At 39.9% G+C, this 13,187-nt stretch carries 12 protein-coding genes; 6 read left to right on the forward strand and 6 right to left on the reverse strand.

Features of this window, described 5'->3' with window-relative positions:
- Positions 1-142: 142 nt before the first annotated feature.
- Positions 143-1,225 (reverse strand): ATP-binding protein, encoded by a 1,083-nt coding sequence (locus AC2SLL_RS05580; protein ID WP_486530698.1) that lies wholly within the window; start codon positions 1,223-1,225, stop codon positions 143-145.
- A gap of 424 nt (positions 1,226-1,649) precedes the next feature.
- Entirely contained in the window at positions 1,650-2,150 is a 501-nt protein-coding gene (locus AC2SLL_RS05585; protein ID WP_114700921.1) for a lactoylglutathione lyase family protein, read from the reverse strand.
- Between the two features lie 108 nt (positions 2,151-2,258).
- On the opposite strand from AC2SLL_RS05585, the gene AC2SLL_RS05590 reads away from it, so the two are divergent.
- Positions 2,259-3,128 (forward strand): LysR family transcriptional regulator, encoded by an 870-nt coding sequence (locus AC2SLL_RS05590; RefSeq protein WP_486530699.1) that lies wholly within the window; start codon positions 2,259-2,261, stop codon positions 3,126-3,128.
- 155 nt (positions 3,129-3,283) lie between these two features.
- On the opposite strand, the gene AC2SLL_RS05595 is transcribed toward AC2SLL_RS05590, so the two are convergent.
- Positions 3,284-3,634 carry an AlbA family DNA-binding domain-containing protein gene (locus AC2SLL_RS05595; protein ID WP_486530789.1) on the reverse strand — a complete coding sequence of 117 codons (351 nt, stop codon included), beginning with the start codon at positions 3,632-3,634 and terminating at the stop codon, positions 3,284-3,286.
- 373 nt (positions 3,635-4,007) lie between these two features.
- Between AC2SLL_RS05595 and AC2SLL_RS05600 the strand changes: the two genes are divergently transcribed.
- Positions 4,008-5,063 carry an NAD(P)H-dependent flavin oxidoreductase gene (locus AC2SLL_RS05600; protein WP_486530700.1) on the forward strand — a complete coding sequence of 352 codons (1,056 nt, stop codon included), beginning with the start codon at positions 4,008-4,010 and terminating at the stop codon, positions 5,061-5,063.
- 158 nt (positions 5,064-5,221) lie between these two features.
- On the opposite strand, the gene AC2SLL_RS05605 is transcribed toward AC2SLL_RS05600, so the two are convergent.
- A complete protein-coding gene (locus AC2SLL_RS05605) occupies positions 5,222-6,211 on the reverse strand; it encodes an alpha/beta fold hydrolase (protein ID WP_486530701.1) in 990 nt (329 codons plus the stop codon).
- Between the two features lie 460 nt (positions 6,212-6,671).
- Between AC2SLL_RS05605 and AC2SLL_RS05610 the strand changes: the two genes are divergently transcribed.
- Positions 6,672-6,956 carry a DUF2798 domain-containing protein gene (locus AC2SLL_RS05610; RefSeq protein WP_486530702.1) on the forward strand — a complete coding sequence of 95 codons (285 nt, stop codon included), beginning with the start codon at positions 6,672-6,674 and terminating at the stop codon, positions 6,954-6,956.
- A gap of 14 nt (positions 6,957-6,970) precedes the next feature.
- Here AC2SLL_RS05610 and AC2SLL_RS05615 read toward each other — a convergent pair whose 3' ends face one another.
- Complete coding sequence (locus AC2SLL_RS05615) at positions 6,971-8,506, reverse strand: alkaline phosphatase D family protein (protein ID WP_486530703.1); 1,536 nt, start codon at positions 8,504-8,506, stop codon at positions 6,971-6,973.
- A 362-nt stretch (positions 8,507-8,868) separates the two neighbouring features.
- Positions 8,869-9,636, reverse strand: a complete 768-nt coding sequence (locus AC2SLL_RS05620) for a YidX family protein (RefSeq protein ID WP_486530704.1) — start codon at positions 9,634-9,636, stop codon at positions 8,869-8,871.
- 463 nt (positions 9,637-10,099) lie between these two features.
- Between AC2SLL_RS05620 and AC2SLL_RS05625 the strand changes: the two genes are divergently transcribed.
- The 3 genes from AC2SLL_RS05625 to AC2SLL_RS05635 are packed head-to-tail and all read left to right on the forward strand — an operon-like array spanning position 10,100 to position 13,168.
- A complete protein-coding gene (locus AC2SLL_RS05625) occupies positions 10,100-11,320 on the forward strand; it encodes a DUF2157 domain-containing protein (protein ID WP_486530705.1) in 1,221 nt (406 codons plus the stop codon).
- Positions 11,313-12,572, forward strand: coding sequence for a DUF4401 domain-containing protein (locus AC2SLL_RS05630; protein ID WP_486530706.1), 1,260 nt, complete (start codon positions 11,313-11,315; stop codon positions 12,570-12,572). Before AC2SLL_RS05625 ends, AC2SLL_RS05630 begins: the two co-directional genes overlap by 8 nt.
- Positions 12,569-13,168 carry a GDYXXLXY domain-containing protein gene (locus AC2SLL_RS05635; protein ID WP_486530707.1) on the forward strand — a complete coding sequence of 200 codons (600 nt, stop codon included), beginning with the start codon at positions 12,569-12,571 and terminating at the stop codon, positions 13,166-13,168. The genes AC2SLL_RS05630 and AC2SLL_RS05635 overlap by 4 nt, the downstream gene beginning before the upstream one ends.
- Positions 13,169-13,187: the final 19 nt, after the last annotated feature.

Consider the following 13,187-nt stretch of genomic DNA (forward strand, 5'->3'; position numbering starts at 1 on the left):
TCGTTGCTGTTACCTCGACATCCCCTCATCCTTAGCCACCGCAACTCGCTCAAACCAGTAGGATACCGCTGCTGTCAAGGCTAAACCGCTCCTCAAGGGTGGAGTTATCGACAATTTGCGTCCATTTGCGTCTTTTTTTTACTTAGTTTTTATCGACACTCGATAAGAAATAAACAACGGCTCTACTCTGTCCTTTCTTATGTATAAGACCAAGTTCTATTAATTTAGATAACCTTTGATGCGTCTTACTTCTACCCTCCTTAATATATTCTTGAATTTCCTTACGTGAAAGCTCTTTATTTAATTTTAATAATTTAATGATTTTTTCGTCTTTTGAGTCAAGACTAGGTTCTGAAATGTGAGCTTGTTGATTTTTCTCATTAACGGCTTTTATATCAGAATTAATAAACCCTAATTCAAACTGTTCTCCATTGCTAAGACTATCCTTCCAAATGTTACTTTGCGGGCTTTCTTGAACGATATCATTTTCAGCATAGTGCCTATTATATAAAATGACCATGAATTGATTAGGGGTAACGACAAACTCAGGTTCTTTTTCAAAATCTTTATAACTGGCAAGAATTCGTCTAATGCCTGTTGCAAAGTTTTCTATATATTTTATTTTATCTAATACATGAACGATGCTGGGATTTCTGCGTGCACTGATACCTTTTTTAATATCTGATATACTTAAACCATCAGGAATCCCACCTGCTGAAAATACTTCCATTCTATCATCATAAATTTCAACTTTGATATCTGCTGATAAACAATAGTCTCGATGAGCGTATGCGTTTATGACTGCCTCCCTAACGGCTTTAGAAGGATAGCCTTCGTACTCAAATCTTGCAGGAGCACCTGTAAAGGATACTTTTTTATCATTTAATAGGGATATGTACTCCAGTGTCATATCAATTTGTTTAATAAGAGAGCCATTAAACTCTTTTTTAGCCAAAAAATCAGATGCCATATCCAAACCATCAATAACGGCTATTTTGATATAAAAAGGGTTTTGGTCACTAAGTAATAGAGCATTATTATTATATTGTCTATTGGCACTAAGTAGTCTTAGTCCACTTTCATCAAACTCAATATCAGACTCTGACAACTTATCTTTTAAATATTGAAAAGTAAGTGTCTTCTCATTAATAATAGGCTGGCTATCAAATTCATCCGCAACTTGCGCTTTTAACATACGTTGGAAAATACTGCCTTTCGGGAGCACTCATTCTCCTTCAAAATGGACGTTTAGATATTTGGTCTAGTAGCTCCAATAGTTTGAGTGAATAAAATAGTCTCAGTGTGTTTGGCGAAGATTCAAGTCCCTAGTGTGGACTTGAATATCTGGCTGTAGGTCAATACTATCAATGGCTTTACATCCTAAAGTACTTACAGTGTACTTTAGGATGTATTCTTATTATCCAGTCGTTGGTTTACCAAGTTTATTCATAAGATTTCTTCAGAATAGATCGATCAAGTCTATGCCCAAAATTATGACAGTTGAGATTAGGTGGAATAATGATCTTCTCAAAATTTTTATGGTGCTAGTTAAAGCAAAGTAGACAGAAATACTAAAATATGTTTCTAAGCTAGGTAATAGTAATTATATATATTACTATTACCTAGTATTCAACCAACCAAAACTTATTTTAGTATGCCCCTTCGCTATAGATAAGCTCATAGCTGTGGCTATAAATCTCAACGATATTACCAAACGGATCTTCCATATAAATCATACGGTATGGCTTTTCACCAGGGTAGTAATACCGTGGTTTTTCCATACGCTTTTTACCGCCTGCTGCAACCATTCGCTCAGCCAGTTCTTCGACATTAGGATCTTGAACACAGAAGTGAAAAATACCTGTTTTCCAGTATTCAAAATTATTTTCAGGATCTTCTTGGTTCTTAAATTCGAATATCTCGACACCGATGCGATCACCAGTAGATAGGTGAGCAATACGGAAACTTCCCCAACCAGCACCAAATACTTCGGTACACATTTCACCAATGGCACTATCATCTTCGACAATCTCAGTGGGTTCCATAATGGTATACCAACCCATCACTTCTGTGTAGAATTTCACAGCCGCATCTAAGTCAGGAACTGAAAGACCGATGTGTGAAAAGCTTCTTGGATAAACGTTATTCATTATTAGTACTCCTGTTTGATGTGCTCTTTGTTTAACGTGGAGTCAGTATACAAATAGGTAATAATCATGTAAAATTATTATATATTATAAAAATGATAATATATTGTAATGATAAATACTACATGGCTACGTACCTTTTGCACGCTTGTTGAAGTTGGTCATTTCACACGTACCGCTGAGCGCCTGCATATGACTCAGTCCGGAGTCAGTCAGCATATTAGTAAGCTAGAAAGTCAGTTAAATATGGACTTACTTATTCGTCAAGGCAAAAAGTTTTCGTTGACACATGCGGGTACGCAGCTTTATCAAGAAGCCGAAGATATATTACAGCGCTTATCACGCTTAGAACAGCGTATTGGAGAAGATCCAGCCTTTGAGGGGATAGTGCGATTAATGTCACCAGGAAGCGTAGGACTCAAGCTATATCCACAGCTTTTAGAACTACAACTACAGCACCCTAAACTCATCATTGATTATCGATTTGCACCTAATAATGATATTGAGGGTGCGCTTATAAAGCATGAGGTTGACATCGGGCTTATGACAGCTATCTCAGCACTAGAGACGATAAGCTGTATTCCTATTGCTAATGAGGAGTTATTATTAATAACGCCTGTTAAGGTTGATGAACCAAGCTGGCAGACCTTAAAAGGGCTTGGCTTTATCAATCATCCTGACGGTTTATATCATGCCAGTGCGCTACTTAGTGCAAATTTTCCTGAATTTCAGCATAGCAATGACTTTGAGCAAAAAGGTTTCTCTAATCAAATAGGGTTAATTCTAGAGCCAGTTAGTAGAGGGTTAGGCTTTACGGTATTACCAGCGTATGCGGTGGCAGCATTTCAAAAGCCTGAGCTAATTAGAATCCATCATCTAACGACACCGATTAGTGAGACACTATATCTAGCTACAAGGAGAGATCTCTTGCTGCCCAATCGAGTGCAGACAGTCATTAATGAGATGAAGAAACGGTTATAGCCTATCAGAACCATCCAAGTGCTACCTATAACTAAGTAATAGACCACTTTAAATAAACTGATGTAATGGGACTAATCAAAATAGACAAGACGCATTCGAACATGAAATGGTAAATTAACTGTCCACTATCTTCAATAACAAGTGAGCTTGTAAATTTAGGAATAGACGACCATTTGATTAGGAATATCCATACGTCGAACTTCATCATCGTTTGCTCGGCGCTTACTACTCCCGACACGAATATAAATACCTTTCGGATTAAAACCTTGACCGTCTTTATAATAGTAAGGTGGTTTGTCACCTTTTTTGATATAAATCAAAAAACTCTCATCTGTCACCTTTATTTCAACTAATTCATGAACAGAGGTGTTAAAAGCACTATTTACCCAATCGCTAATCAATAACTCCCATTTCTTAAACTCATTCTTTTTATTAGGAATAAGATTGCCATCATCATCGACACCAAGATAAATAACGCCGTTATTTGAGTTAAGAAAAGAAACTATTTAAGCTTTTAACTGATTCGTTTTTTTAGGAATATCAGACTTATATTCAATTGCTTGGCTTTCCATATAGCATCTCTAAATAGTTTATATATAGTTGTTGTGTTCTAATACCTTTTAGTCTTTAAGAGAAAAAACTTTCATTATGACTCTTTAGCCTTTCTTCTTAATGAGTTAAAGCACTCAATAATGCGCTTACAGTTATAACCAAAGCTTCCATTCACCAACTAAATACACACCATTCCCCTCTAAAAACTCAATCTCTGCTAAAGTATTTTATAGCAAACAACGATAAGGCTGGTGCTTTAGCCAAGCAAATACTAAAACACATAAACGCTAGGCTAAATCACTCGCCCACATAACCAGCGGAGGGATTATGAGCACCAATAATCTACTAACTACCCTAAATTTAACCTACCCCATCGTGCAAGCGCCAATGGCAGGCGGAGCCACCACACCTGAGCTAATCTCAGCCGTCAGTAATTTTGGCGGACTCGGTAGCCTTGGCGCAGGGATGACAGCGCCCGATACACTACATGAGCAAATCAATCAGATTAAAGCGTTAACTGACAAGCCTTTTGCGGTTAACCTGATGGTATTAAGTGAATCAGAATCAAGTAGCTTTGATAGCTCAATACCCGACTGGCTACAAGCCTATTACGATGAGCAAGGGACAGAGTTAGCGTTACCCGACACGCCAGCGCAGTCCTTTGGTGCACAATTGCAAGTATTGCAAGACAACCCTGTGCCTGTGGCAAGTTTTACCTTTGGCATTATCAGTCAGGATCAGATAGACGCCTTGCATCAGGTCGGTACAAAGGTTGTCGGAACGGTAAACCATCCGCTAGAAGCCAAAGCATGGGCAGATATCGGTGCAGATGCGGTATGTGTACAAGGCGTTGAGGCAGGCGGACATCGAGGCGGTTGGCTTGATGCAAGCGAGCTAGACCCACTCGGTCTACTGACTTTAATTAGTCAAACTAAAGCTATCACTGACATTCCAATGATTGCCGCAGGTGGCATAATGACAGGTCAAGACATCAAAGCGGTACAAACTGCTGGCGCCCAGATGGCACAGTTGGGTACGGCATTTTTAACCACCCATGAGAGTGGTATTAGCCCAACCTATAAAGCAGAACTATTAAAAGTGGCGCAAGCTAAAAGAGAAAACATCACTCGTTTAACCCGTCTGTTTTCAGGCAAACCAGCACGAGGGTTAGTAAATGAGTATTTAACTCGTTATGCTGAATATGATAACGATCATGCTTTGCCACCTTATCCGCAGTTAAATGCCATGACAAAGCCTATGCGAGCCAATGCGGGCAAACTTGGTAATAGTGAGTATTTGTCACTATGGGCAGGACAAGGGGTCAACCGAGTTCGAGATGAATCGGCTGAAGCATTGATGCACCGATTAACTTCAGCGCTATAATCAGTAACGTGCTAAACAGTTGAGGTGTTAATGTTAGATCTAACCTCACAAACCTATCATCAAAAAGAAACAGGCTAAGAGAAATTCTCTTAGCCTGTTTCTTTTTAGCCATTTTTTATTTTTAGAGCGCTATCCACACAGTATTTAAATAAATCTACCTATTGACTTGCTTTATTCGGCTGTTGATTTGGTTTTTGCTCTAACTGTTGGCGGAATGCTTTATAATCATCTGCCGTTTGCTCCACTGCTTCTAACATAGGCACATGCCCAATGTCTGGCATCATAATGACTTTGGCTTGCGGTATGATCTCAACAATGCGAGAGGCGGTTTCAGGCTTAAGCACTCGATCTTTATTGCCCCAAACTACCAAGGTTGGGATATTATATTGGGCGATAGTTTTAGCGCGCTCCTCAACATTATCTTCAACAATTTGTTGCAGGATGACAGCCTCAAGTTTTTGGTTATCAATCCTTTCTTGAGCCAACACTGCTTTTAATGTTTTGGGAATATAGGGCGGTTTATTCATGACTAAATCTAACAGATTATAAAAACCTTCATAATCCTTAATCAATAGAGGGTTGTTCTCAAGCGTCGTACCTTCAAAGGACTCAGACATACCCACTGACCAAAATCCGGCACTGTCAACGAGCCATAGGCTGTCAACTTCCTGTGGATACATCGCGCCGTAAGCCACTGTAATCGCACCACCCATTGAGTTACCGCCCACATGCAAATTAGACGCCATACCTTTGGCTTGCATTAACTCATGTAAGCGCTTGGCTTGGGCATCGGCACGGTAATCTGCCAACATCGGTTTGTCAGACTCTCCAAAGCCCAATAAATCTGGGATAATCACGTGGTAATCCTTGAACTCATCAGCAATACGCACAAAGTTATCCATATTACCGCCAAAGCCATGAATCAGTAATAACGGTTCGGCAGTAACGTTGTTATTGTCAGCATAAACCAATGTCTCTCCTGTAGACAACACAAAAGACTTAACCTCTAAACCTGATTTAGTACGTTCATGCTGTAACAGCTTTTGAGTGGTGACAACCGTTACGGCATTGGGGGTTGTACAGCCGATGACACATACAGCAAGCAGGGCGACAAGCGCATTACGCAAACCTTTGGTTATCGCGGTCATTTAAGCCCCTCTTTTATAGAGTGTGAATGATGATGAAATGGGATGTATTAAGTGTGTAGGTCATTTGGATAAGTTAAATCAATAATACACTTAAATTAACTATTCAACTAACCCATCCTATAATTAAATGCTGTCAATAATAACCAAAGTGCTTAACGTAACAACAAAGTGCCTGCCCTATTCTGACATTTTTATGCAAAAATCTTACAGAGCTGATAACGACAACTGGTTATGATAATTTAAATAGAAAAATATCACTTTTCTGCTAAATGGCAAGCGCTTTCTAAAAAGCAAAAGCCTCTCCTAAACAAGAGAGGCTTTTTGAGTGAAAGATAACAATCTAATTTATACTATGTTATGAGAGTTAATCTATCCAGAAAAATGAGCTTGACACAGGTCGGTTAAGTCTTATAAATGATATTATATGAGTTTAATACGCCTTATGGAGTAACATAAACCCGTGACCGAATCTTCTCATCGCCAAACGTCCTCATCAAAAATACGCATCAGCAGTAAATATTATCGTCTCATATTTACAGGACTTATGGCCTTACTAATGTCAATAATCATTTCAGCAGCTTTAATACTGATTAAAGAGGGCTATAGTGATGTTTTCTTTTCTCATCTTATGAGTTCGTGGGGGTTGGCGTTCGTCTTTGCATGGCCAAGTGCCTATGTATGTGCCTATATCATACAAACACATATTTTAAGTCGTATTGATTTTTACACTGACCAAGACCAATAAGACAAATAACTCCCTTACACCAGTGGCTCAAGATTTTGAGTGTATAACGTACGACCGTACAGGTCTTTTAGCATCACCGTCATATTCTCCGTTTTACCATCAATAACCACCTCCCCAAAGAACTGCATACCGGCACTCGGTGGCAAGTTTGACTCGCCCTCTTTCGGCGCTTTGACATACTTAAGCTCAGGGCCAAAGGTATTATCCAGCTCATTAGGCCCAAAAGTACCCGCATTTAGTGGGCCTGACACAAATTCCCAAAATCCGTTGAAGTCCTGAAACTGTGCTTTATCAGGATTGTAATAATGAGCAGCAGTGTAATGCACATCTGCAGTTAACCAGACGGTATTATTGATATTATTGTGTTTAATAAATCGCAATAGATCGGCAATTTCATGCTCACGCCCTAACACTGGACCATCACCGTTTGACGAATTTTCAAAGTTATCACCATCTTTGACCATCAGCCCGATAGGCATGTCTGAGGCAATCACCTTCCAAGTGGCTTTCGAGTCTTTCAATCCTTGCTTTAACCACGCAATTTGCTCACGTCCTATATAAGCGGTGGCCTCACTAGGCTGAGCTTGGCGATTGGCAGAGTTATCGCCGCGGTAAGTGCGCATATCAATCACGAACACATCAAGCGAGGGGCCATAAGGAATTTTACGATAGATACGCTCTTTTTCATCCGCCGACAGTCGCATCGGCATGTATTCCATAAAGGCTTTTTTAGAGCGGGCGGATAACAGTGCCACACTCTTTTCGGTATAGCGATCATCGTCCAAGATTTCATTCGGATACCAGTTGTTGACGGTTTCGTGGTCATCCCACTGCGAGATAATAGGCACTTCAGAGTTAAAACGACGCACGTTTTTATCCATTAAGTTATAGATATAATTACCCCGGAATTCATCCATCGTTTCTGCCACCTTACTTTTTGCCTCAGTCACGACATTGCGCCAGATACTCCCATCCGCCAATTCAACTTTGTCTTTAATTACCCCATCAGCATAAATATTATCACCACTGTGAATAAAAAAGTCTGGACGACTTTCTGCCATAGTATGATAAATTTTCATACCGCCAAAATCTTCATTGATACCCCATCCTTGTCCACCTGTATCCCCCGACCACTGAAAGCGAATGTCCTGTTTTTGGTTAGGTGCGGTTTTAAAATGCCCCTTAACGGGATGACTGACATTTTTAGCACAACCTAAATCAGCGTAACTTACCCGATAGAAAATATGCTGTCCACTAGGCAAACCTTGCAGATCTACCGTGGTGGTAAAGTCATTTTCGGGCAGGGCGGCAGGCCCCAATACTCTTTTCACTTGTTTAAACTTAGGGGTTGTCGACCATTCAACGATCATCCGCGCAGGGCGGTTAGTACGGCTCCACACCACCCCGCGGCCATTCATGATATCTCCAGATTGCACGCCGTATGGGATAAGCGGACGGTCTGTACCAATAGCAAATACTGGCGTTGAACTGACTGCGGCGGCACTGGTAACTGTGGATAACTTCAAAAAATCTCGACGATTAACAGACATGGTTCATCCTTAATGGCTGGTGTCATAATTCGTTAGATTATGAACGGGCTTTATTATTAGTTATTAGTTATTTGCTATATCATTTCTTATTCTCATGAAATTGATATAGCAATGCTCAATATCATAATAAGCAGGATTTATGAAGGCTTTATGTTAAATTTATTAAGAGTTAGTGATAGATATAACAAGTCAACCCCAATCTAGAAATTAGGGGCTGTATAGAAAAGGTATTTTTTTTAGAAGGGTATAATTTCGACGTAAAATAATTTCGACGTAAATAAAATAGTTATGACGTAAAAAAACCGCTGCCAATACAGCGGTCTTTTTAAAATAGGATCTGTGACTGGCTTATTAACTCATCCTTAATTGGCAATAGCGTCCAATAATTGGAACGGTAAAGTAACCACATCGAAGGCCAAGGCGAACGGCAATAGTACTAATTTTTCACCCGCATTTTTGTCATTTCGAGTGGTCTTTTGACTATTAGATTGGGTGTAAATAACGACAGGATACGGTTTGGTCAGTGCGTTGTATTTTGACTGAATGAGACTTAAATTGCTTACCGCAGGATACACGCCACCTTTAATAGGTACATTAAAGCAAAAGCGCTGTGCCCCAATACGCTCATCACTGGCATTGGTACACTCTTTACCCCCATTTTGTAAGAAGAACTGATAGTCATTGCGCTTAAACTCATCTCTTAGCTTCGCATATGACATCTTCATCTCACCTTGGAAGTAGCCGTCATTATTAGGCGAATAAAAGGTCATATCACTGTCGACTTGGATATTTTTAGGGGTAAGATTGGTCAATATATTGACCATCTCTACACCACCTTGACTGAGTACATAACTGTTTTTTTCGCCAACAATGACCACGCTACTAGCAGGCATATTAGGTAACGCTTGGGCAGGACGACCAAAAGCCACCAACTGATCTTCTACCAGTATTTGCTTTGTAGTTGTCGTACGGGTTGTTTGATGCCCTGAATCCAGTAAGTCAGAGGTAGCACATCCTGAAGCAAATAACATGGCGACTAGAGATGCACTGCCCACTACTGTTTTGATTAGCGCAGGCTTTAAAAAGGTAGACTTTACAGCGATTGACCGAATCTTGCTATGTTTTTGCATAATACTTCCTTGTTAATATTCATTTAATGAGCTATGGTCGACAAAAATTTGTACATGTAGTGCGTTAACCAACGTCTGATAGCGTAGCAAGTTTGTAGCTCGTTTACTAGATTAGCTGGGTTATATTTACCGCAAATAAGTCCGACGATAAGAGCTATTAGCTAGCAAAATATTGCTATTCACTCCTTCAGTTGATAGTACTAATGAAAAAATTCATCTTTATCAATAGTTTAAATTATTATAAATAAAAGCGCTCGAATAATAAAATCATACTAACAAACAGAAAATTACTATTTACATTATTCGGCTTATCTTTTGAATATTTAAACGTCAAGTATAAATAATTTTTTACCACTTAACACTGACTCTCTGTATAACCTTAACTATATAGACTTGGTTGACCTTTGCCATTGTAGTATTCTTCAACTAGCCGAGATATAAACCCAAATGCACGGACAAGTTAATGACTCAAAGATACGATGATGGAAATCGTCATCACAACCATGACCAAACAGGCGAGCAAGACTCGCAGAATCATGAGCAACAACAGAATAAGCACATTTTAGAGCAGCTGCTTATAGAAGGTCATGTGCCTGTTAAACATGCTGATTCTTCTGCAAGAATACTGGGCACTTACCCGTCTAAACAGGACTGGCTAGCATTTTTTGATAAGACATTACTTATATTAGGGTCTGTCTCTCTTACCTTAGCTTTGGTGTTTTTTATTGCCTATAACTGGATAAACATGGGCACTCTGAGCAAATTTGCATTGGTTGAGAGTGCGTTAGTCATCAGTGTGGTCAGTTATGCTGTGTTGGCGTACAAAGAAGAATACGCGTTCGCTCAACAACTGCTTTTACTCATAGCAAGCATCATAACGGGCAGTTTGTTGGCGTTATTTGGACAGGTGTATCAAACAGGGGCTGATACTTGGCAACTGTTTGCAAGCTGGGCATTGTTCATCACGCCTTGGGTTCTCATTGCCCGTATGCCAGCCCTATGGCTGATGTGGCTTGGTGTGATTAATATCAGTTTCGCCCAGTTTTTTGATGTTTTTGGCTGGTTTACCCCTGTTTATGCCATCAGCAAGTTTATTTATCTAGGCATCTTGTTTGTCTTCAATGCCACGGCTTTTAATTTATGGCTTGTATGTACCTCAAAGACAAACCCAACAAAAACAAACCTGTCTATGCCCGGCTCACAAGCTTATACAAATAATACACGACGAAGCTTTACTGACAACAGTCCTACCGATAGGCTCAAGTTGAACTGGAGCACTTACGTGGTTGGTCTAATCGCCACCTACTATGCAACATCTCTAGGCGCATTTCATACCGTGGAAACCGGCAGCTCTTGGATATCTTTATTGGCATTGATGATGTGGTTGGGCTTTTGTGGCTTTATATATTGGCGCTTTCGTAAGAAGCAAATTGATTTATTAATGCTGACTGCCCTTTGTGGCTCACTCATTATTGTGATTATGTTTTGGGTATTTGAATATTTAATAGACGATTTATCTACCTTTGGCTTTTTAATACTAACCTTGACGCTGGTAGGCACAAGCTCTGCTGCCGTAAGCTGGCTGAATAAACTACGTAAATTAGATCATACAGCCTTATTCAAACCTGCTGACGCTAATAGCACAGCTTTACCTCACAATACGCGAGGTAATGACAATGAATGATAACTCCTTAAATGCGCAAACAAATAACCGCTCAAGCCCCTCTTTTTCGGCAATAAATTCGCTTGCGAAACAAAATTTACTGACATCATCCGATACGCAATCTATCGATGTAAAAATACAGCAAAAATTGGCGCTTAACTCTAAAGACGATAGCCCTTGGTTTATACAACTGTTTTTGAGCGTAAGTGGTCTACTTTCTGGCTTGTCGTTAATTGGCTTTCTGGCTTTATTATTTGGCGATACTTTAGACAGTAGCCTTGTCTTATCTATCATAGGCGTTATATTACTTTGCGTAAGTTTTGGGCTATTTAAACAGACGCATAAAAAAACCCATACTTTTTTTAGTAGCCTAGCTTTCGCAATCAGCATTGCTGGGCAGATATTTTTAGCAGTCGCCATATTTCGTTATTCGCTATTTGAGCCTGTGGATGTTGGCTTATTTATGCTCATACAAATGGTGTTGTTTATACTCATACCTGACTTTTTACATCGCCTTTTGAGTAGTTTGATAACACTGGCGTGCTTGGTCTGGCTAATGAGTTACTTTGGTGCGCCTGAAGCTGTCGCTGCCGTATTAGCGCTAATCACAGCTGTGTTTGGCTTACAGCGTTATGAGCTATTGAATATTGTCTCTGCTAATAAACGGACTGCCATCTTGCAAATGAGTCGGTCATTGGCGTATGCCAGCGCTATTATGTTGCTTATTGTCTCAGTGTATTTCATAACTGCTGAATACGGCAATAATATCATTACTGGGGTGGTACGATCGGGCAGTAACGATTTGTTTTTTTATAACTACCCCCTAGCTCAGGGGCTATTGATATTGGTAGCTGTATATACCGCTTATATTATTATGCGGCGGTATCGGTTATCGCTGTTTGCTGATAGAAACAAAGTAGGCATGATTGTGGTGGCATCCATAACGCTACTCGGCATATTATCCGTCTACGCATCAGGACTTTTAGCGGCTAGCATTGTTTGTGTGATTGCTGTTGCTAATAGGCAACGGGTGCTGCTGTCACTCGCTATCATTGCCATGGTTAGCTATATTTTTTGGTATTATTATCAGCTCGACACCACGCTATTGGTTAAGTCATTATCTCTGTTAGCAGTAGGGCTGAGCGTTCTAATCATACGCTGGATATTGGTACAAAAAATATTTCCCAAATTCAACATCAGCAACCGTCCACTCACTAGCACGACTGAATTAAACTCAAACCATAAGCGCGACAATAAGGAGTCAGACGAATGACTCAGCCCAGCACTGCTTCAACCCGTGCATCAAAAAAGACACCTTGGTGGCAACTGGATCGGTTAAATAACACCGTCAAAATTGCTATTGCCCTTATTGGTATGCTATTAACCTTAACAGGAATCAACTTAACGATTGCTAAATATGAAGCGCACCTTGCGACAGGCGATACGGTTCTATTAGAACTAGCGCCGGTTGATCCACGTGGGTTTATGCAGGGCGATTATATGGCTTTACGCTTTGCTATAGAAGAGGACATCCTAGAAGCCTTAAAGGCGATCAATAAGGAATATACGTGGCGTACTTACGATGGCATTGCCATCATCAAAAAAGATGAGAATGGGGTAGGACATTTCGTACGTTTGACAGATGACAAAACCATCAAGGCAAAAGATTTAGAAATCAATGAAACACCGCTTCATTTCAGATTGCGTCATAATCAGATAAGGTTTGCCACCAATGCTTTCTTTTTTCAAGAAGGTCATGCTGAAGCTTATGAAGCAGCAGAATATGGCAAGTTTAGAGTGAATGAAAGTGGCGAACCTTTACTAACCGATATGGTAGACAATGAGTTTGAAGTGATTAACCCCAAATAATCTGTAAAGGCTACTTAGC

The organism is Psychrobacter sp. CX97, from assembly GCF_057396285.1.